This is a genomic window from Bacillus sp. BC05(2025) (genome assembly GCF_056725905.1).
Genome location: NZ_JBWYRA010000004.1, coordinates 414,134 through 434,340 on the forward strand (window position 1 = coordinate 414,134; position 20,207 = coordinate 434,340).

20 protein-coding genes, 1 pseudogene and 1 other annotated feature are annotated in these 20,207 nt (G+C 33.4%); of the genes and pseudogenes, 19 read left to right on the forward strand and 2 right to left on the reverse strand.

The window, feature by feature from the left end; translation table 11 throughout:
- Positions 1 to 14: 14 nt before the first annotated feature.
- From ACZ76X_RS16285 to ACZ76X_RS16365, 17 genes and pseudogenes are all read left to right on the forward strand, one after another.
- Positions 15 to 2,858 carry a hypothetical protein gene (locus ACZ76X_RS16285; RefSeq protein ID WP_479851008.1) on the forward strand — a complete coding sequence of 948 codons (2,844 nt, stop codon included), beginning with the start codon at positions 15 to 17 and terminating at the stop codon, positions 2,856 to 2,858.
- 164 nt (positions 2,859 to 3,022) lie between these two features.
- Positions 3,023 to 3,778 (forward strand): DUF975 family protein, encoded by a 756-nt coding sequence (locus ACZ76X_RS16290; RefSeq protein WP_479851009.1) that lies wholly within the window; start codon positions 3,023 to 3,025, stop codon positions 3,776 to 3,778.
- A gap of 33 nt (positions 3,779 to 3,811) precedes the next feature.
- Positions 3,812 to 4,249 carry an SseB family protein gene (locus ACZ76X_RS16295; RefSeq protein ID WP_479851010.1) on the forward strand — a complete coding sequence of 146 codons (438 nt, stop codon included), beginning with the start codon at positions 3,812 to 3,814 and terminating at the stop codon, positions 4,247 to 4,249.
- A 56-nt stretch (positions 4,250 to 4,305) separates the two neighbouring features.
- Positions 4,306 to 5,721: a WXG100 family type VII secretion target gene (locus tag ACZ76X_RS16300; RefSeq protein WP_479851011.1), complete on the forward strand. Its 1,416-nt coding sequence runs from the start codon at positions 4,306 to 4,308 to the stop codon at positions 5,719 to 5,721.
- A 26-nt stretch (positions 5,722 to 5,747) separates the two neighbouring features.
- Complete coding sequence (locus ACZ76X_RS16305) at positions 5,748 to 6,104, forward strand: Imm3 family immunity protein (RefSeq protein ID WP_000656075.1); 357 nt, start codon at positions 5,748 to 5,750, stop codon at positions 6,102 to 6,104.
- Between the two features lie 571 nt (positions 6,105 to 6,675).
- Entirely contained in the window at positions 6,676 to 7,461 is a 786-nt protein-coding gene (locus ACZ76X_RS16310; protein WP_000391698.1) for a recombinase family protein, read from the forward strand.
- Positions 7,462 to 7,616: 155 nt separating this feature from the next.
- Complete coding sequence (locus ACZ76X_RS16315) at positions 7,617 to 8,852, forward strand: IS110 family RNA-guided transposase (protein WP_417902628.1); 1,236 nt, start codon at positions 7,617 to 7,619, stop codon at positions 8,850 to 8,852.
- A gap of 135 nt (positions 8,853 to 8,987) precedes the next feature.
- Positions 8,988 to 9,386 (forward strand): AHH domain-containing protein, encoded by a 399-nt coding sequence (locus ACZ76X_RS16320; RefSeq protein ID WP_033682200.1) that lies wholly within the window; start codon positions 8,988 to 8,990, stop codon positions 9,384 to 9,386.
- 24 nt (positions 9,387 to 9,410) lie between these two features.
- The gene (locus ACZ76X_RS16325) at positions 9,411 to 9,866 is read left to right on the forward strand and encodes a DUF4274 domain-containing protein (RefSeq protein ID WP_479851012.1); all 456 of its coding nucleotides are present in this window, start codon (positions 9,411 to 9,413) and stop codon (positions 9,864 to 9,866) included.
- Positions 9,867 to 10,432: 566 nt separating this feature from the next.
- Positions 10,433 to 10,747: pseudogene (locus ACZ76X_RS16330) on the forward strand (WXG100 family type VII secretion target); the annotation flags it as partial.
- A 99-nt stretch (positions 10,748 to 10,846) separates the two neighbouring features.
- Positions 10,847 to 11,047 carry a hypothetical protein gene (locus tag ACZ76X_RS16335; RefSeq protein WP_479851170.1) on the forward strand — a complete coding sequence of 67 codons (201 nt, stop codon included), beginning with the start codon at positions 10,847 to 10,849 and terminating at the stop codon, positions 11,045 to 11,047.
- A 38-nt stretch (positions 11,048 to 11,085) separates the two neighbouring features.
- A complete protein-coding gene (locus ACZ76X_RS16340; RefSeq protein ID WP_479851171.1) occupies positions 11,086 to 11,205 on the forward strand; it encodes a hypothetical protein in 120 nt (39 codons plus the stop codon).
- Between the two features lie 33 nt (positions 11,206 to 11,238).
- A complete protein-coding gene (locus ACZ76X_RS16345) occupies positions 11,239 to 11,628 on the forward strand; it encodes a hypothetical protein (protein ID WP_479851013.1) in 390 nt (129 codons plus the stop codon).
- Positions 11,629 to 12,143: 515 nt separating this feature from the next.
- Positions 12,144 to 12,278 carry a DNA/RNA non-specific endonuclease gene (locus ACZ76X_RS16350; RefSeq protein ID WP_479851014.1) on the forward strand — a complete coding sequence of 45 codons (135 nt, stop codon included), beginning with the start codon at positions 12,144 to 12,146 and terminating at the stop codon, positions 12,276 to 12,278.
- A 21-nt stretch (positions 12,279 to 12,299) separates the two neighbouring features.
- Positions 12,300 to 12,755 carry an immunity protein YezG family protein gene (locus ACZ76X_RS16355; protein WP_479851015.1) on the forward strand — a complete coding sequence of 152 codons (456 nt, stop codon included), beginning with the start codon at positions 12,300 to 12,302 and terminating at the stop codon, positions 12,753 to 12,755.
- 871 nt (positions 12,756 to 13,626) lie between these two features.
- Positions 13,627 to 13,875 (forward strand) — a binding site (T-box leader).
- A 116-nt stretch (positions 13,876 to 13,991) separates the two neighbouring features.
- Entirely contained in the window at positions 13,992 to 15,332 is a 1,341-nt protein-coding gene (locus tag ACZ76X_RS16360; protein ID WP_479851016.1) for a sodium-dependent transporter, read from the forward strand.
- A 36-nt stretch (positions 15,333 to 15,368) separates the two neighbouring features.
- Positions 15,369 to 16,283 carry an alpha/beta fold hydrolase gene (locus ACZ76X_RS16365; RefSeq protein ID WP_479851172.1) on the forward strand — a complete coding sequence of 305 codons (915 nt, stop codon included), beginning with the start codon at positions 15,369 to 15,371 and terminating at the stop codon, positions 16,281 to 16,283.
- A 42-nt stretch (positions 16,284 to 16,325) separates the two neighbouring features.
- On the opposite strand, the gene ACZ76X_RS16370 is transcribed toward ACZ76X_RS16365, so the two are convergent.
- Together ACZ76X_RS16370 and ACZ76X_RS16375 are read right to left on the reverse strand one after the other, a co-directional pair.
- On the reverse strand, positions 16,326 to 16,895 hold the full coding sequence (locus ACZ76X_RS16370; RefSeq protein WP_479851017.1) for a nucleotidyltransferase family protein: 570 nt from the start codon (positions 16,893 to 16,895) through the stop codon (positions 16,326 to 16,328).
- A 31-nt stretch (positions 16,896 to 16,926) separates the two neighbouring features.
- Positions 16,927 to 17,724 carry a lipid II flippase Amj family protein gene (locus tag ACZ76X_RS16375; protein WP_097852384.1) on the reverse strand — a complete coding sequence of 266 codons (798 nt, stop codon included), beginning with the start codon at positions 17,722 to 17,724 and terminating at the stop codon, positions 16,927 to 16,929.
- 180 nt (positions 17,725 to 17,904) lie between these two features.
- Here ACZ76X_RS16375 and ACZ76X_RS16380 point away from each other — a divergent pair, with 180 nt between their 5' ends.
- Both ACZ76X_RS16380 and ACZ76X_RS16385 read left to right on the forward strand, forming a co-directional pair.
- A complete protein-coding gene (locus tag ACZ76X_RS16380) occupies positions 17,905 to 18,570 on the forward strand; it encodes an HAD family hydrolase (protein WP_479851018.1) in 666 nt (221 codons plus the stop codon).
- Between the two features lie 181 nt (positions 18,571 to 18,751).
- Entirely contained in the window at positions 18,752 to 20,191 is a 1,440-nt protein-coding gene (locus ACZ76X_RS16385) for a GntP family permease (protein WP_479851019.1), read from the forward strand.
- Positions 20,192 to 20,207 lie beyond the last annotated feature (16 nt).

The following is a 20,207-nucleotide window of genomic DNA, read 5'->3' on the forward strand; positions in this document are numbered from 1 at the left end:
AAGGGGAAAAGGACATGGAGGAAAACAATAATAACATAGGGAAAAAAGTCGCTATATCAGTAATGTCGGTAGCATTACTAGGAACATCAGGATATCTTGTGTATGACAAAGGCTTTAAGACAGCAGGAAAAGAACAAGTAAAACTAGCAAGTAATACAGAAGAGAAAAAAGATAATCGTATTACAGGAGGCGATTTACAGTCTATGTTCCCAAATTTAGTCGCTGATCCTGCAAAAAAAGATGAAAAACCCGGCGAAAAACCAACTATTAATTTAGCAGACTTAATTGGGAATAATAAATCACCAATTACGCCAGTAACATATAAACCAGATGAAGTATCGGTGGAAAAGAAAGATCCACAAATCAAATTATCGGATGCACCAACTCCACAAAAGTTAGATTTGCCATCTAATATGGGGGGACCTGTGGCGGAGCCAAATAAAAATAATGATAATGCTCAATTACCTACATCCACTGTAGAACCGCCAAAAACTAATACTGGAACAGGAGGAACTGAAACAGAAGGAACTGGAACCGGGGGAACTGGAACGGGAGGAACTGGAACGGGAGGAACTGGAACAGAAGGAACTGGAACGGGAGGAACTGGAACAGAAGGAACTGGAACGGGAGGAACTGGAACAGAAGGAACTGGAACGGGAGGAACTGGAACGGGAGGAACTGGAACGGGAGGAACTGGAACGGGAGGAACTGGAACGGGAGGAACTGGAACGGGAGGAACTGGAACGGGAGGAACTGGAACCGGGGGAACTGGAACCGGAGGAACTGGAACCGGAGGAACTGGAACCGGAGGAACTGAAACAGAAAAACCAACACCGACACACCCAACAATTACAGTATCACCAAAAACGGGAGATATTTTAGTTGAGTGGTACGCTGGAAATGGAAAATACTACTCATCTGTTTTCTTTAATGATTTTTATACGAGTCAAAAAGAACTGGATGAAAATGCATTAAATAATTTAACGAACTACTATAGCAAAAAAGAAGACTGGACGCTCGTTAGCCAATTGAATACACCATCAAAATCAAAATCGATAGCAGAACATAAGTTAGCGTTAGATAATGTAGAACAAATTCTTACAAGTGGTGAATATTCAAATGAGAGAGCATTATTCTATTTACGTAATCAAATGAATGTACTAAATGAATCAGTTACTACACAAGAAGAGTTACAAAGATATTTAAGTGAAAATAAGAAAGATTATATTAAATCTGTAGCAGAAAAAGTTTATCAAACAGCAACAAAAGAAAAAAGAGAGTGGTCAAATACAGGGGATGTAGCATCTTTAGAACAAGCATTAAGTAAATTTTATTTAGTTACATCAGTATTTGAAAGCGTAGATCCTGCATTAGTAGAAAAAGCGAATCAAGATGTAGAAGATATTTTCAACAAGCTATTACAAGAAGAATTACAGAAACTTAATATCCAAACATCAGTAGTGCAGTCTACAACTGAAACAAAAGAAAATGCAAGCTCGGTAAAAGAAAATACTAGTAGTAATGAAGAAAAAGTAGTTACAGAAGAAAATGAGGTAACAAGTACAACAACTGAGAAAAACCAAAAAAATGTAAAGACTGAAGGTGCCAAAAATAACGAGAAAACAAGTAATATCGATTCAAGTACTCAAAAAGCACAAGTAAAATCTGAACCATTTAGTCAAGAAATTGATCAAATAGAAACATATTTAAATCCAGCGAATCCACAATATGAAAATGCTTTACTATTAGCAAATAAGTATATTGACGGTGCAACAGGAGAACAAAAAGAGAAATTAGAAAAGCAATTTAGTGCGGCTGTAGAGGGACTTCGTGGACAAATTAAAGATTCTAATTTCAAAGTGGAAGATGCTATAAATAAAGCAAATTTATTAGCAAATACGGCAAGAGTAGAAAAATCTGTTCAAGATGAATCTCATAAATTATTAATGCCGCTAATGTTTGAAAGAAAAGCAAACGATGCTGCAAATAATGGAGAATATTATACAGCGGTATTAAACATTGCAAATGCAATTCGTACAAAGCACCCATTGGAACGTTCAAGAGAAGAAATGGTTAATTATGCGAATAAATTATGGATAGATACAGAAAATGAATGGAATAAAATAAATGGAACGACAGGATGGCAAAGTGAAGTAAGTAAAAACTTATTACCATCATACACATTACTTGCACAGTTAAAGGATATTGATAAAACAATTGGCCAAATTAGTGGTATGAATATGATTGATAATGCATCCAAAAAAATGGAGGGAATTCAACTTATTCAATTAGCAGGTGATGAAGCAAATAAAGAAGGGCAAACGAGCCTTTATAATGCTTTACATTATTATGGTCAAGCAGCTTCTCGTGGTGTTGTTGACAAAACAGGATTTTCTAATGTTGCTAGTCTTGTAATTAAAGAAGCAAAACAGCTAGAAAAAACGCAATATAAATCAGCGTTAAACAACTATCAAATTTTATATAAAACACCAGGTATTGAAGAATTAGGAATTAAAGATGGGGTAAAAGCGGCAATTGAGTATTTGAGTACATTTGAAGCTGCAAAGGTAAGTGGGAATAAAGATACGATTGAAGATTTAGCTTCAGCAATTGAATTAACTTATCGTTCTATGGAATTAGGGTATCCAGAAGCAGATGCAAAAGAATGGATGAATACGGTAGCTCTAAAAATGTTTAATAAAGGTGCAGGATATATGTCCGCAACTGACACGAATAATGCATATAAATGTTTTGAATTTTTAAGTCGTGATAAATATGCAAATGCTATTAATGGAGAAATAACGAAACAAGCAAAAGAGAATGTAGAAAAAATTAAATCTATGAACGTTAAAAAATAATTAGATTTAACATTCGCCATCTTACTTTGCGTAAGATGGCGAAATTATTTCGCATAATGAGTAAATATTAATGAGTTTAGTAGAAATTTGAATTTTACTAAACTCATTGATTATTCATTAAAGCCACACTATGCATAATACAGAATTTGAAAGGCGGAAAAAAGATGATTAGCAATTTAAAAAGGGAAGCATTAGCCTCATTGAAAGGCCGATGGGGATTAGGGGTAGGCTCAACGTTTCTTAATTATCTCATCCCCGTAGCAAGTATGTATATCATTGGTATAGTAGTATTTCTAATTTTTGGTTTGTTTATAGATATTATAGGACCTGAGAACTTTGTATATTATTCATATGGCGAACCTCAAATTAATTTTGGATTGATTTTATCTCAAATTATTATATGGGCTATTATTTTTATTCTTTATATTGTTGTACAAAGTGTTATGAGTTACGGCTATTATAAAATCACATTACGTTTAGCGAAAAATGAATCTACCACAATAGGTGATCTATTTGCTGGTTTCAATTCAAATAATATATTTAGAGCTATGAAATTAGGTATCTTACAAACAATATTTATTAGCTTATGGAGTCTTTTGTTCATTGTTCCAGGTATTATTAAATTTTTTTCTTATTCTATGGCTTACTACATTATGTTAGAGGATCCAGAATGTACAGCAAGTGAAGCAATTAAAAAAAGTAAAATGATGATGAAAGGACATAAGTTAGATTTATTTATCACTTGGTTAAGTTTCATTGGTTGGTTTATTTTAGGTTCATTGGTGGGAATATTCACACTAAATCTTCCATATCTTTGGATTACTCCATATTATACTACTACAGTATCACATTTCTATTTAAATCTAGTGAATAGAACTAATGATTCAAAAGAAGTACCAGTAATCAATATTCAAAAATAACGAATTTAAATTTTGCAAAAGGAGTGAAGTTCAATGAGTTTACTAGAAATTTGTCCATTAGACGAGGCGTTAGTGGAAGCTTTACAGAATGAAGAAAAAAGAGTTCGTTTTTATGAGATATTACAGAAATCAAATTTGTATGTTGTTGCTTCTGTAGAGGGAAATACAACTGTAGATGAAGAAGGAAATTTGATTTCAACTGATAATACACAATTGCAAATTCATTATTTTGAAATGGAAGAAGGATTAATGTTACCACTGTATTCTGATTTGAAACATTTAGAAATGGTTATTCCAGAAGAATGTCCATATGTTTCTATGAATGCAGTTGAATTATTAAAGACGATAGATTTAGAGGCAAATGTAATATTAAATCCAGGAACAAAATTTCAAAAATTATTTGTACGGGAAGAAATTGAAGCGATTTGTGATAATAGTATTTTTGATGTTTTTTCTAAAGGGGATAAGTAAAAATTGATGCAGTTCTATTCCTTTTTGGTATAAAATAGAGGAAGGTGGGAGAAGGCTTGGAAATTAAAGTCAAACCTGAACAACTCGAACAAATTGCCAAAAACATATCAGAGATGCAAACACACAGCCAGAATATACAACAAAATCTCAATCAATCTATGTTTAGTATTCAAATGCAATGGCAAGGAGCAACGAGTCAGCATTTTTATGGAGAATATATGAGATCAATGAGACTCATGGAATCTTACATACGTAACTTACAAGTTACAGAAAAAGAATTACGGCGTATCGCTCAAAAGTTTCGTCAAGCAGATGAAGAATATCAAAAGAAACAAAATGAAAAGTTGAAAGAAACTCATAAAAAAGAAAAGAAACATGAAAAATCATGGTGGGAAAAGACAGTAGAAGGAGCAGCTGAATTCATTGGAGTAAATGATGCAATTCGTGCAGTTACCGGTAAAGACCCTATTACAGGGAAAGAATTATCATCAAAAGAAAGACTCATCGCCGCAGGATGGACACTCTTAAACTTTGTTCCTGTTGGAAAAGTGGCAAGTCTTGCTGGAAAAGGAATAAAGTATGTCGCTTCTAGCTTTGGGAAGACAATTGTAAAAGCAGGAAAAAGACTAGGTGAAGGCGTAACAATGGTAGCCGGAAAAGCTGGAAAAGCAGCTGTTGATGGCATAAAAACAGCCAGCCACAAAGTAAAAGAGGGTGTAAACTTTGTAGCCTCCACAGCAAAAGGCTTTGCCGATAAAATCGGAAGTCTATGGAACAAAGGTGCTACAACCGTAAAAACAACCTTCTTGCAAGGGAATGAAAAGATCCAGCACGCAGTAAAAACATTACTGGAATACAAATGGATCCCAGGCGTGGGAAAAGGCTTTGCCATGGCTGGAGTAGGAAAGGTCTCAGGAGGAGGACAGTATTCTCTGAAAGAGGCTTATCAGTATATGGAGAGTAAGGTTGTTAAGGGTACGGGTAAAGTATATCCAACTAGACAAATAGATTCAGTAACAGAAGCGCATATAATTGATAGAGTGAAGGAACTAAGAGGAAATTTATCGAGTAAATATAAGAAATCTGGTAATTTTGCTGTTGCCGAAGTGGATGTCAGTGGGATAAGCAAATCGGAATTTTATGCTCAAAGTAGCATAAATGAACTTAAGGGAAGTCTTGAGCATAAGGTGCCTGATATTTCTTTACAACCTGAAAATCCAATGTTTAAGGCTACAGAAGCAGTTGGTAAAAATGGATTTAATTATTTAAGGAATACAGATACTGAGTATAAAATACTAAATGATATAGCTTCTAGGCTTGGGGATAATACACAAGCTAGTGGTAGAATTAAGTTATTTACAGAATTGGATACTTGCGACAGTTGTAATAAAGTTATAGCAGAGTTTGCAGCTAAATATAAAAATATTGAATTAGAAGTCGTACACAACAATGGTAATAGAATTATTCCTTAAACTAAATTCTTTGGAGGAAAGTAATTATGAAAGATTGGGAGTATAATGAATTATTTGAAGCAATTCAGGAGACATATAAAGAGTTGTTAGATGAAGCTAGGGGATATAAGTATGCTATAGCAAAACTATCAGATGAGTTTGATAACTTAGGTAAGATAGAAGATGTTATTGTTGATACTGCTATTGGTGAGATTGCAATTGGACATGATAAAGTTTTTATTGGGCTTATTGAAGGTATAACAAGGAGATTAAGCAAGTTTAATCCACAAGAAGCAGGAGATGAATTAACATTAGAAGAAATAAAAGACTTATCGAGAAGAATAAATAAAGTAATAGAAGGACTAAAAAATGTAGAGGTTGATTATAATCCTTCAGCAGAATAAAGGTTAGTGTTTTAGAAAAAGAAATAAGTGTTTGAAAGTAAGTACTTCATGATGGTTGTACCATCATAGAGTATTATGTGCAATGATAGAATAGGAAAAGAAGTACGAGCTTAGGCGAGATGACATTTTACTGGGCGATGAATATAAACACATGGAATGTATATTAAACTAACGAACTCGTACAAACTCGTAAGTTTTAACGTAGTAGTTGTCATGACGTATAAAAGGTGTCATACTGTTACTACAAAACTTACAAATTTAATGCTACTTAAAAATAGATGAACTTAAAGCACTTGATTGTCAATTATGGCAACAAGTGCTTTTTTGCATTTTAGCGTAGAAATAAGTTGGTAAACGTATAATTTTATAAGTGCATTAATTGTTAATTTTTATAGATTGTAATGGCTGTGTACAGGGTATGACGATAGTAGAAGAAAAAATAAAGGGTTGTGTTATTTTTTGAATTCATCGTAAAGTACGTTTTAACGGATGGACGTTATGCACACGTTATCCGCAAAAAACGGGTAAACGTTACAGGAACTTTAATTGCTGTAACGGGAGAGGAATCAATATGGAAGAGAAAGTAGTTGGTTATGTACGAGTTTCAACAGAAGGACAAGTGCGTGAAGGTTATAGCTTAACGTATCAAGTAGAAGAAATCGAACGTTATTGTATGGAAAATAACTTACAATTGCTTCATGTATATGAAGATAGAGGACTAAGTGGCGCAACTGTTGATGAAAATGGATTAACAGTTGAACGTGAAGGCTTACAAGAACTATTGTCAGATATGGCATATCAACAAGTGAGGCGCGTGATTGTATTAAATACATCTCGGTTATGGCGCTCTGATATGGCAAAAGTATTAATACAACGAGAGCTAAAGAAACATAAGGTTGATGTGAAAGCGATTGAACAACCCAATTATAGTATATACACGCATGACCCAAATGATTTTTTAGTAAATGGCATGTTAGAACTACTAGATCAATATCAACGTCTCGAGATTGCATTGAAGCTGAGTAGAGGCAGAAAGAAGAAAGCGGAACAAGGTGGATATGCGGGTGGCGGTGTGATGTTTGGGTACACAGTCAAGAAAGGACAAAAAGTGTTAGAAGTAGATGCAGAAAAAGCAGTGGTTGTACGTAGACTATTTGAGTTACGACACTTTTTTAGGCAGTGGTCGCTGACTCAATTGGCAGAACGACTGAATGCAGAAGGCTATCGTACAGAGAAAGGGAAACGGTTTACGAAAGTACAAGTGAAACGCATGTTAGACCGGGAGAGCTTTTATCGAGGGATATACACATATGGTCAAATACAGACAAATGGGAAACATTCAGCAATTATTTTATAAACTCACTTAAAAAATTAGCTCATTTTACTATACATACTACTAGAGTGATGAAAATGGCTAGGCTTGCGTACCTATGCGCATCGGAAGATGAACGCTCGAACTAAGGTTGCCGACATTTTTATATATGACTAAATCATTGAATAGAGGGATGAGTTATGCATCATAGGCAGAACTATTTGTATGTAGGAGTAGATTTACATAAAGAGCAGCATACGGCTGTTATTATTAATTGTTGGCAAGAGAAACTAGGAGAAATACAATTTGAGAATAAACCATCTGCATTTTCGAAGTTCTTATTAGAAGTAGAGACATATGTGTGTGATGGGATAACTGTTGTATTTGGTTTAGAAGATGTTGGTGGTTATGGAAGAGCGTTAGCGAAATATTTAGTAGACCATGAACGAGTTGTGAAAGAAGTAAATCCAGCTTTATCATTTTTAGAGCGAAAGAGCCAAGTGATGATACAAAAAAATGATAGTTGGGATGCGGAATGTGTAGCACGCATACTGATAAACAAATTTAATCAACTGCCAGATGCAAAGCCAAACGATTTATTTTGGTCGATACAACAACTAGTTTCAAGAAGGAATGCATTAGTAAAAGCACAAAGTGCATTAAAGAACCAACTACATATTCAATTAAACCATCATTATCCAAGCTATAAAAAGTTTTTCTCAGAGTTAGATGGAAAAACAGCATTAGCATTTTGGCAGCAATATCCGTCACCCTCTTGTTTAGAGGGGGTAAATATAAAGCAATTAACAGCTTTTTTATTAGATGTTAGCAACAATACATGTTCAGTAAAGAAAGCAAGCGACATATTAAAACTTGTAAAAGAAGATGGACAAACAATGAAAGAGTATCAAGAAACGCGAGATTTTTTAGTAAGAAGTATTGTACGGGATATTGAGTTTAAAAAGAGGGAAATGAAATACATCGAAAGAGAATTAAAACGGTTATTAAATCTACTAGATTATCAATTAGAGACGATGCCGGGAATAGAACTTGTGACGGCATCAGCATTAATTGCAGAAATTGGGGATGTAAGGCGATTTCCAAATGCCAACAAATTAGCACGATTCGCGGGGATTGCGCCTGTTTACTTTGGTTCTGGTGGGAAAGGTAAGACACACAAAAGCAAACAAGGAAACAGGGCGCTACATGCTTTATTTTATAATTTAGCTGTACAGCAAGTGCAAGTAGCAAAAGGAAGTAAGTTACCCAGAAACCCAGTGTTTCATGCATATTATCAAAAGAAACTTAAAGAGGGAAAAACAAAAGGACAAGCATTGGTATGTATTATGAGAAGGCTTGTAAACATTGTATATGGCATGATGAAATATAAAACAGCTTATGAATTGCCGGTAGTGGAAGAAAAAGAAGTAGTTTAATAAGGTTTTACATGGTTTGCTTTTTTATTGTGAGAGTTTAAGATTACAACATAGGGTACGGGTGAAGGTAGTAGGATTATTCCTGGTACTCCGGGTATTGTAACAGGAGGAAATTCTACTAAATTAGGAAAAAATATGATGACAGAAATGGGGCTTAGACGTTCAACTAAATGGAGTGGATATCAAGCACAGCATATTATTCCTTCTGAAATGGCAGATAATCCTGTAATTAAAAAGATAGGTATGAACTTTGATGACTCATCAAATGGTATTTTTTTAAGAGTACCAGATGATAATATAAGTACAATGGCTAGACACAGAGGATATCATTCTGTTTACAATGAAGTAGTTGCAAGAGCATTAAATAAAATGGATATTAACCAAAGTATTGATAGTTTACAAAAGCAGGTATATGATTTGCAAAAAAATTTAAGAAAATTACAGGGGAATGGTTTACCATTGTACCCAAGCCAAGGTGCAACAGTAGAACTCTGGGAAAGAAAGCTAAAACAATTGGAAATACAAAATAAGTAAATATCAGTAAGGTGGTAAGGTGTAATGGAAAATAAAGATATTAGTTTGCTTGAAGAATTTCTTTATAATACAAATAAAGAGGATACAATTAGCCGAATAAAGAATATAGATAATCCAATACTCCTTCATTGTTTTGCAGCAAATTATAATTGGAATAGTGGATTTGATATACCAAATGCAATTCTTGAAAACAAAGATTGTGACTTAGGAACGGGATTACTAATGTTTCATTATGCAGACGGATATCGATTATTAGAAAGTCCAGAGGAAGTTTCGAATTCTCCATTACAAGAATGGAAGGTTTTTATATTAAAACTTCAAAATAAAATTATGAATTTGGAGTTTAAAACACAAAATATATCATTTAGCCCTGAATTAACAAAAATTCAAATATTCAAGTTGAAAAAAAGGAACCCAAGTATTTCAGATATTCTTATTAATGAGTCACCAGGAAATATAATTGATATTCCTAAAATATAAATAAACATTAAAAACTCATTACATTAAATAAATGAGTTTAGTTATAGTGATTTTATAAAGCTTACTATACTAAATTATATTATATTTTATGTACGAATATGATAAAGTTCGCGGTGCTAAATTTAAATACGCATAAGCATATATGAATAAAAAATAAAGTATATGTGAAGTAGATAGAAAAAATAAAAGGGTTTTTGAAAGTATGTACTCCATGATGGTTGTACCATCATGGAGTACTGTGTGCAATGATAGAATAGAAAACAAAGTACGAGCTTAGGCGAGATGACATTTTACTGTGCGACGAATATAAAGGACATGGAATGGACATAAAACTAACGAACTCGTACAAACTCGTAAGTTTTAACGTAGTAGTTGTCATGACGTATAAAAGGTGTCATACTGTTACTATAAAACTTACAAATTTACGCTACTTAAAAATAGATGAACTTAAAGCACTTGATTGTCTCTGAAAGGCAACAAGTGCTTTTTTCGTCTTAGTATAGAAATAAGATATAATAAAAAAGTTAATATTTTGTTAGATTGAGAAAGTAAAAAATATTTACTAAAAAGCAGCTGTTGATGGCATAAAAACAGCCAGCCACAAAGTAACAGAAGGTGTAAACTTTGTAGCCTCGACAGCAAAAGGATTTGCCGATAAAATCGGAAGTCTATGGAACAAAGGTGCCACAACTGTAAAAACAACCTTCTTGCAGGGGAATGAAAAGATCCAGCACGCAGTAAAAACATTACTGGAATACAAATGGATCCCAGGCGAGGGAAAAGGCTTTGCCATGGCTGGAGTAGGAAAGGTCTCAGGAGGAGGACAGTATTCTCTGAAAGAGGCTTATCAGTATATGGAGAGTAAGGTTGTTAAGGGTACGGTTGGAGCTAATAACTTTAAATTTGGAGAAAATGCTAAAAATTATTTAAAAAATGTTGAGAATATAAGCACTAAGAAAGGAGTTAGTGGTGGACATAACATGGATGAATTTTACAATGCTTTGAAAAATCAGGGTGTTGATGTAGAAGACTTAATTATATATAAAAAATCACATTCTTCAATTGAAGGGATTTATGAGATAGAATACAAAATACCTAGAAAAGACATGGATGGAAATATTGCCGAACCTGTTTCGTATAAAAATATTAAGGAGCCTAAAACATATACGATCCAGCAATGATTAGTGATGATAAGATATATCAGTGGGGAAAAGAAGCGATGCAAAAGGGAACAATAAATGGTAGGTTTGTTGAAGTTACTGCTTCACATGGATTGAAGTTCAGAGGTTATTTAAATGATACTGGGGAGATAACTAACTTTTTCCAAATTCTAGACTGATATTATAAGATACAATATTTATAGGAGGATAAAATGAATAGTAATTTTGAATTTATTGAAGATAAAGAGAAAAACGATGAATTGATGTCAATATATTTTAACTTTATAAACGGTAAGTACTTGGAAAGAGCTTTGAGTTTTTTTGTAAAAAAAGAGGGGTTTGGACAAGAAATAGTATTTGTTCATTTTCAGTCTGATTTAGATGAATTTGATATGTCACAGCTACCTACACCTTTAGATGATAAGCATGTGTTAGTTGAATTAGATTCTCCAGCTGTGGAGTCTGAACAACAAGTGTATTTGGACTTTGAAACTTTTTATAATTATTTGGAAGAACATGTAAAAAAAGAAGTGGAAAAAAATCCAGAAAGAAATGAATTAATAGATTTATTAGTACAAGTTAAGCGTAGCTTAAATTTGTAATATCTTATAGCCGTTTTACTAGATTCGAAGGGCAGAAAAAGAACTTTTTGAAGAACGCGTTTTTATTAGGATTTTATTATATTTAAATAAAGAAGATTGTCTGATATTGAATAAGTAAAGAGGAAGTTATAGATGAAGAAGACTCAACAAAAGAGACCTCAAATATGAGGTCTCTTTTGTTGAGTGTATTGAAAAAATACCTAATTAAAAATTAGCGTGAGATAACAACTATAAGGGTACGGGTAAAGGAGGCAGTACTGTAAGTGAAGTTAAAACATTTGTAAACAAAGGGAAACATTTTACAAATGGAAGAAAAATAGATTAAAGCCTAATATTAAGATATAAAACGGGAGAGTATGATTACTTTTATGAAACAGATAATCTTGGAAGAATTGAAAAATTTGAAACAGATAAGTTACAATTAACTGAGAGAGAGAAGCGATTATCACATAGCAAAAATACACTAGGAAAAGTAAAAGGGCAAGATCATAATTGAAAATGAATGAGCTGCAGCTTTGAAAGAAAAACCCCCTAAAGAAGTAACAGTTGATGTTGAAATAATTTATCATGGCAATGATATGCGTCCAAAGGAATTTATAGTTAATTACTCGATTGATGGTAAGGCGGACTTCAGAGTTATTAAAAATTGATTTAAGGAGTGAAAAAGTAGTATGAAAGAATTTGAAGATAAATTTAGTGAATTGCAAGCAGATATGATATCTATATGTATGGAATATGTTGAAGATAGGGCGGATAAAGTGTACGTTTATGCTTCGCGTGAGGAAGGAATTATTTCGGGAAGTTTCTTTTATTACATTAACAATAAGTATGTAGAACGTCATAAAGTAAATGATGCATTGGAAGATGAAGACGAAAGATATGATGTTTCTACTAAAAGACAGTCTATGGTATTACGCATTATATGTGAAGATATTGAGAAAATTGAAGAATTATGCAAAGAATATGAGCGTGACATGCCAACTGAGATGAAATTGATATATGATGTTCATAGTGGCAAGTTTAAAGCTCAATATAAGTATGATTTAGTATATGCGAATGATGAAGTTAAAACAGCTAGCCATATTGCTGATGAGTGGTTTGAGGAAGTGAAAAATAATAAACTTTAAAAAATTTATAGTAATAGATATATTTAAACTGAATTAATAACTCATGAAAGTTTTAGCATCTATTTGTATAATAGCATTTGCATACAGGAGTGACAAAGTATTGCTGTAATTAATTTAAAACATGTTATGTAGTGTACAGAAAAATAATAGGCTGTTAAAAAGTATATACTTCATGATGGTTGTAACATCATGGAGTACTATGTGCAATGATAGAATAGAAAACGAAGTACGAGCTTAGGCGAGATGACATTTTACATGGCGATGAATATAAACACATGGAATGGACATAAAACTAACGGAATCGTACAAACTCTTAAGTTTTAACGTAGTAGTTGTCATGACATATAAAAGGTGTCATACTGTTACTACAAAATGTACAAATTTATACTACTTAAAAATAGATGAACTTAAAGCACTTGATTGTCGACTAAAGGCAACAAGTGCTTTTTGCGTTTTAGCGTAGAAATTTAAAAGAGCACTATAATTTTATAAGTACATTAAGTGTTAAATTTTTATTGTTGTTTTATAGATTGTAGTAGCTGTGAACAGTGTACGACGATAGTAGAGGGAAAAATAAAGGGTTGTATTATTTTTTGAAGTCATCGTAAAGTACGTTTTAACGGTTGATGTAAGAGTACATCCAATAAAAGGTGGAGTCATGTCTACTACAGCGGTAAATAACGCTATTCAACACAAGGAGTCATCGCAACAACAAGATAACGATGATCCAGAAGAAGGTACTGCTGATAGTGGTGATGATGACGAAGAATAATAAAAAGGTTTCTCAACAAATTTTAATATATCCCTTGACAGTTACAAATATAACCGATATACTTCATATTAATTTCAAAAGAAAATATATTCTAAATATTTAAATGTGTTGAATAGGAGTAGTAAGGTCGTGTATTTGTACAGAGAGCTATGGGTTGGTGTGACATAGTCAAATGACATCCTGAACTCGCCTAGGAGCAGTAAGGTGGAACGGAATTACATTCTTAGTAAATCTTAACGGTTAACCTTCGATATTAGGTTTGTAATCAAACGATTACTACTAAGGTGGATTCATAATGGAATCAATAAGAGTGGTACCGCGTTAAGCAAATGGCTTAGCGTCTCTTTATATAGAGACGCTAAGCCATTTTTTTATTTTATAGAAATAGAAATGGAGGGTTTATTTGAATTGGTCTATATAATTTGATTATTTATATAAATAAATTTAATTAGGAGGAAAATAAGATGAAACAGACGGAGCAATGGACTTCGAAATTAGGGTTTATAATGGCTGCAGCAGGATCGGCAATTGGACTTGGCGCAATATGGAAGTTTCCTTATATCGCTGGGAAAAGCGGGGGAGGAGCATTCTTTTTAATCTTTATATTATTCACTGTATTAATTGGGTTACCGCTACTTATAGCTGAATTTATGATTGGTCGCAGTACACAGAAACAAGCGGTTGGAGCATTTAAAAGTATTGCACCAAATACAGGGTGGCACTGGATTGGACGCCTTGGCGTCGGAACGTGTTTTATATTACTTTCGTTTTATAGTGTTGTAGGTGGATGGGTATTAATTTATTTATTCAGAGGAGTAACTGGACAACTTATTACTCCAGGACAAAATTACGGTTCATTATTTACTGAAACAATTGGAAATCCCGCTTGGGCAATTATGGGACATTTCGCTTTTATGTTCATTACGATTTGGGTTGTATCAAAAGGTGTACAAAATGGAATTGAAAAAGCAAGTAAATATATGTTGCCAGCGTTGTTCATTTTATTTGTCGCTCTTATTGTTCGCTCATTAACACTTGATAACGCAATGAAAGGTGTGAAGTTTTTCTTACAACCGGACTTCTCAAAGGTTACTTCGGAAAGTATTTTGTTCGCAATGGGGCAATCATTCTTTGCAATTAGTATCGGGATTTCAATTATGGTTACGTATAGTTCCTATTTAAATAAAAAAGAAAGTTTACCAAAATCAGCAATAACAATTGTTGGATTGAATTTATTTGTTTCATTATTTGCAGGACTTGCAATTTTTCCGGCCGTATTTTCATTAGGAATGGAGCCAACAGAAGGGCCTGGATTACTATTTATCGTATTACCATCAGTATTTAGTCAAATTCCATTTGGTGCGGTTTTCTTAACAGTATTTCTTGCACTATTTACATTTGCGACATTAACATCAGCATTTTCACTATTAGAGACAGTTGTTTCAGCAGTGACAAATGGTGAACAAGAAAGAAGAACGAAATTATCATGGATGATCGGTTTCGGCATTTTCTTAGTAGGCATACCATCAGCGTTATCATTTGGAGTATGGAGTGATATTACGATTTTTGGAAAGAATATTTTTGATGCAGTAGACTTTTTATCTAGTAATATATTAATGCCACTTGGTGCACTATTTATTAGTATTTTCGTTTCATTCAAAATGGAGAAGAAGGTGCTAGAAGCAGAGTTTTTTGTGGGTGGTAATTATGGAAAGAAAGTATTTACTTGTTGGGCGTTTTTACTTCGATTTGTAGCACCACTCGCAATTATCATCGTCTTTTTAAATGTAATAGGAATTATTTAACAATTGATGTTATAATATTCAGTAAAAAAGAAGGTGATGATCATAAAGGCGAATTTGATAGAAGCAGGGAAATACATGAATATTAGAGGCAAAAAGCTATACGTTGAAACGCATGGACACCCTAAAAATAAACCAGTCCTATACTTACATGGTGGACCTGGAGAAAGTTGTTATGATTTTTCATTTCATCAGGCGGAACGTTTAAAAGATTCTTTATATGTAATTATGATAGATCAAAGAGGTGTTTGTCGCTCCGAAGAAATTACTGAGGAAGAAGCTTTTGGATTAAAAGATTTAATTGAAGACTGTGAGGAATTAAAAAAAGTATTACAAATTGAGAAGTGGTCTGTAATTGGACATTCTTTCGGTGGATATGTAGCATTGTTATATGCATCGATATATCCAAGTTCAATAGAGAAAATAATATTTGAAGGACCAACTTTCGATTTCGCATTAACAAGTAGGGCTTTGTTACAAAAGACAGGGCATCTATTAAAAAAGTATGGAAAAGAAGAAGTAGCAGAAGAGTCTCTTGCTTATTCATCTAGCAATGCTAGTTCAGAAGAGTTGTTAGAGGCTTATATAAGACTAAGTGATGAACTAGAAGAAAAAAGAATGGAGATTTACAATAATAAGGAAGATGTGACAGACGAGAGTTTATATAGTGATGAAGAATGGGAAGAATTTTCAAATAGCTCCATGATTCATTTTGATAGATTAAAAGTAGAAGGAGCATTCCATACTTCATTATTACCTAAGATAAAAGATATAACAAACCCAATGTTATTAATTGTAGGAAAACATGATGTAGTAACGTGTGAAAAACAAATTGAAACGTTTAATAAAGAAGCTCGAAACGGTAAGTATATCGCATTTGAAGAGAGCGGTCATTCACCTCATTATGAGGAAGCAGATCGATTCGCAGACACAGTCATACATTTTTTGAAATGAAGAAAAGGGTGCTTCTATAAATGAGAAGCACCCTTTTTTAATTTATGGACATGTGATTGTGATGTTGGGCCACTTACTTTGCCAATTCTTTTTAATAACTCTGTTCTTGTACATATGTATACGCTCTTTCGATTCCAGAAAATGAGCTGTTGGTCTCACTTGTAAGGAAAGAACATCTTCAATACCGCACGGAGCTGTTAATATAACTTTGTTTTTTTCATCTAATGTAACACCTAAAGCCGTTGCTGTTTCAGGGAATTTAGAAATAGCATCAACAGAAGAAGAATACGGTGGCATATTACCCACTACATGCATACGAGCTTGATTCTTTACCGACCAAGGAATCGTAGTATCAATATTCTTTAATTTATTTTCTAATGATTGTTCGTACATCTCATCTTTATGTAGACTATCATAATAAATTACATCAACATCAGGCAGAGCTGTTCTAGTCTCACAGTTATGTAAAGTATCCCAAATTTTAGAGCGGACAAAGCCGGCACAAATCCACCAATCAGGTAACTCTAGTGATTTTGCCATTTGTAATACATCCATCATCCATTCATCGTTTTCTATTAATCGAATTATATCTTGCTCTGTTTGTATTGTCATTTGTTATCCCACCTACTTTTTTAATTGAGGGCTAATTCATTAGTTTTATAATCCATGTGATCCAGTAAGCACCTGGTATGAATAATAGTTGTGCTAATAACGTACCGAAAAGTCTAGAAATCATTAACCAACCATACATTTTACTCATTGCTTCAGCACCTTCTTCTGATTGAAGGGCTCGCTCTGTTAAAAGAGCGATACGTGGATCTAGTAGCACTGTTAATAAAATAGTAGCAAAACCATTAATAAGGCCAGAAGCTGTAGTAGCTTTTGTCGCGTAATCTGGAAGTAAAAAAGAAGCATATAGGGCTGAAAGAACACCAGCTGTATATATAGCAGTAGCAAACATGTTAATAAGCATAATACGTTTTGGAATACCACCAATGCGTAGTCTATGAATCATTTCTAATTTTGGGAAGCGTACATATTTTTTTGTGTACTTTAATTTTTGAATGTTATTTGTTTTCATCATTCGAATGAAAGAACCGTCTGTTTCAAAGTTTTGAATGACGTATCCAAATAGTTTTGTCAAAGTTGGATATAGTATAATCGCAATTAATGTACCGACAGAGGCGGATAATAGAACGAGCCGTATAATATGTTCTAAATTTATGGATGCGTCTCGTTTTGCCTCATCGACAATCCCACCGATTAAAAAGGCTTGTAGCATGTTAGATGTTCTTGAAATAAGTAACACCATGCCTACCACAGACAAAGCGACAGCAATTCTCTTTAAACGTACTCCAGCTAATCGAATACTATAAGAGCTTGTTTCAACCGCATGAATAACAATTGTGAAAGCCATTATAACAATTAACGTAATTGACATTAGATTCACCAGTTTCTATTAAAATAATTTTAACTTTTTTACTTTATCATATATATCTTTTTTTGTAACTGAAAGTATGTGACATAGAAAAAGGAATTTTCAGAAAAAAGATAATAATGGTATAATAAAGAGATAGGAAACAATGCTATATATACAGTAAAATAAGCGAGGGAAGAAAACATGTATACAACATTTCTAGTTGATCTAGATGGAACATTGACTGATCCGAAAGAAGGGATTATTAATTCAGTACTGTATGCATTAAAAAAGGTTGGTATTGAAGAATTACATATAAAAGAGTTAAATTCATTTATTGGACCGCCCATTCAGCAATCATTCATAGAGAGATACAATATGAATGAAGGAGAAGTAGAACGCGCTGTTTTTTATTTCAGAGAATATTTAAAGCAGCGTGGATTGTTAGAAAATAAGGTATACGATGGTATTCCAAATCTTTTAAAACAATTAAAAGATAACGGAAATCGTTTATTTATAGCAACTTCAAAGCCTACTGTATTTGCAAAACAAGTACTAGATCATTTTCAACTAACGGATTATTTTGAAGGTATCATTGGAAGTAATTTAGATGGTACAAGAATAAAAAAAGAAGAAATCATTGCTCATATTTTACAAACAAATGAAGAACTTAATAAAGAAGAATTTGTTATGATTGGAGATAGAAAGCACGATATAATCGGTGCGAATCAGAATGGAATTGCATCAATCGGCGTTTTATATGGCTATGGTAGTGAAACAGAATTGACCGAAGTTGGTGCGACTCATATAGTAAATGATGTAATAGAATTACATCATTTTTGTTTAGAAAATAGTTTGATAAAGAAGTAAATATAGAGACTGAAAATCCCTTTATGTTTAAAGGGATTTTTCATATGTAATCGAATAGTTATAATTAGACATTTTTAGCATGAAAAATTTGTATGAATTAGAGGAGGGATGTCAGAAATAAAAGATTAGAAGAATTTTATCAATAAAATTTAGAATTTTCAGTTTAAAGGAGGGGGTATAATTGGAGCTAGTTATTATATTATTAGCACTTAGTTTATTAATGTTTGTAGCTTATAGAGGGTTTTCTGTTATTTTATTTGCACCGATATTTGCATTATTTGCAGTATTTTTGACAGAGCCTAGTTTTGTATTACCTTTCTTTTCGAATATTTTTATGGAGAAAATGGTAGGTTTTATTAAACTATATTTTCCTGTATTTTTACTTGGGGCAATATTTGGGAAAGTAGTAGAAATGTCAGGAATTGCGGATTCGATTGCAAAGACAATTATAGAGTTAGTTGGTGAAAAACGTACAATATTAGCGATTGTATTAATGGGTGCTATCTTAACGTATAGTGGTGTTAGTGTGTATGTAGTAGTGTTTGCTGTATATCCGTTCGCAGCTAAGTTGTTTCGACAAGCGAATATTCCAAAACGTTTAATCCCTGGAACAATCGTTCTTGGAGCGGTTACGTTTACGATGGATGCGCTACCTGGATCACCACAAATTCAAAACGTAATACCTACGACGTTTTTTAAAACAGACATTTATGCTGCGCCGATACTTGGTATTGTAGGGGCAATTTTTGTACTTACGTTAGGGTTACTATATTTAGAGAGTAGACGGAAGAAGGCGAAAGCAGCTGGAGAAGGGTATTTTGGTTTTAACGATGGGAATATTGAAATGGCAGCTTCTTTACAAGCAGAACAAAAAGATATGCCGTTGGTTAAAAATATTGAAATTACAAGAGCACAGCAAGTAATTGCTTTTGTACCACTTATTTTAGTAGGTGTAATGAATAAAGTTTTTACTATTATGATACCGAAGTGGTATCCGAATGGTTTTGATTTTTCTGCAATTGGTATGAAAGCATTTGGAAAAGTAGAATTAAGTGCAGTAGTTGGAATCTGGTCAGTAGAATTGGCACTTATTATAGGTATAGTAACAACGTTATTATTATATTGGAAGCGAGTAGTAACAGGATTTCAAGCTGGATTGAATACAAGTATCGGTGGGGCGCTACTGGCAACGATGAATACAGGAGCTGAATTTGGATTCGGTGGTGTCATCGCAGCACTTCCAGGCTTCGCAATTATGAGAGATGGTATTTCTGCCACATTCACAAACCCTCTAGTGAATGGAGCAGTAACGACAAATATTTTAGCCGGTATTACAGGCTCTGCATCAGGAGGAATGGGAATTGTTTTAAGTGCAATGGGAGATAAGTTTATTGCAGCGGCCAATCAATTCGATATTCCGTTAGAAGTAATGCATCGTATCGTGTCAATGGCATCAGGAGGAATGGATACATTACCACATAACGGGGCTATTATTACTATTCTTACCGTAACAGGTTTAACACATAAACAGTCATATAAAGATATTTTTGCAATTACTGTTTTGAAAACGGTTGCTGTGTTTTTAGTTATTACATTCTATACCGTAACAGGAATTTATTAAGTCGATATGTTATGAA

What these genes read in the sequence shown, in the direction of transcription:
- ACZ76X_RS16285 (WP_479851008.1), top strand. Translation starts at nt 15, where the DNA reads ATGGAGGAAAACAATAATAACATAGGGAAAAAAGTCGCTATATCAGTA.
- ACZ76X_RS16290 (WP_479851009.1), top strand. Translation starts at nt 3,023, where the DNA reads ATGATTAGCAATTTAAAAAGGGAAGCATTAGCCTCATTGAAAGGCCGA.
- ACZ76X_RS16295 (WP_479851010.1), top strand. Translation starts at nt 3,812, where the DNA reads ATGAGTTTACTAGAAATTTGTCCATTAGACGAGGCGTTAGTGGAAGCT.
- ACZ76X_RS16305 (WP_000656075.1), top strand. Translation starts at nt 5,748, where the DNA reads ATGAAAGATTGGGAGTATAATGAATTATTTGAAGCAATTCAGGAGACA.
- ACZ76X_RS16310 (WP_000391698.1), top strand. Translation starts at nt 6,676, where the DNA reads ATGGAAGAGAAAGTAGTTGGTTATGTACGAGTTTCAACAGAAGGACAA.
- ACZ76X_RS16315 (WP_417902628.1), top strand. Translation starts at nt 7,617, where the DNA reads ATGCATCATAGGCAGAACTATTTGTATGTAGGAGTAGATTTACATAAA.
- ACZ76X_RS16320 (WP_033682200.1), top strand. Translation starts at nt 8,988, where the DNA reads ATGATGACAGAAATGGGGCTTAGACGTTCAACTAAATGGAGTGGATAT.
- ACZ76X_RS16325 (WP_479851012.1), top strand. Translation starts at nt 9,411, where the DNA reads ATGGAAAATAAAGATATTAGTTTGCTTGAAGAATTTCTTTATAATACA.
- ACZ76X_RS16335 (WP_479851170.1), top strand. Translation starts at nt 10,847, where the DNA reads ATGGATGAATTTTACAATGCTTTGAAAAATCAGGGTGTTGATGTAGAA.
- ACZ76X_RS16340 (WP_479851171.1), top strand. Translation starts at nt 11,086, where the DNA reads ATGCAAAAGGGAACAATAAATGGTAGGTTTGTTGAAGTTACTGCTTCA.
- ACZ76X_RS16345 (WP_479851013.1), top strand. Translation starts at nt 11,239, where the DNA reads ATGAATAGTAATTTTGAATTTATTGAAGATAAAGAGAAAAACGATGAA.
- ACZ76X_RS16355 (WP_479851015.1), top strand. Translation starts at nt 12,300, where the DNA reads ATGAAAGAATTTGAAGATAAATTTAGTGAATTGCAAGCAGATATGATA.
- ACZ76X_RS16360 (WP_479851016.1), top strand. Translation starts at nt 13,992, where the DNA reads ATGAAACAGACGGAGCAATGGACTTCGAAATTAGGGTTTATAATGGCT.
- ACZ76X_RS16365 (WP_479851172.1), top strand. Translation starts at nt 15,369, where the DNA reads ATGATCATAAAGGCGAATTTGATAGAAGCAGGGAAATACATGAATATT.
- ACZ76X_RS16370 (WP_479851017.1), bottom strand. Translation starts at nt 16,895, where the DNA reads ATGACAATACAAACAGAGCAAGATATAATTCGATTAATAGAAAACGAT.
- ACZ76X_RS16375 (WP_097852384.1), bottom strand. Translation starts at nt 17,724, where the DNA reads ATGTCAATTACGTTAATTGTTATAATGGCTTTCACAATTGTTATTCAT.
- ACZ76X_RS16380 (WP_479851018.1), top strand. Translation starts at nt 17,905, where the DNA reads ATGTATACAACATTTCTAGTTGATCTAGATGGAACATTGACTGATCCG.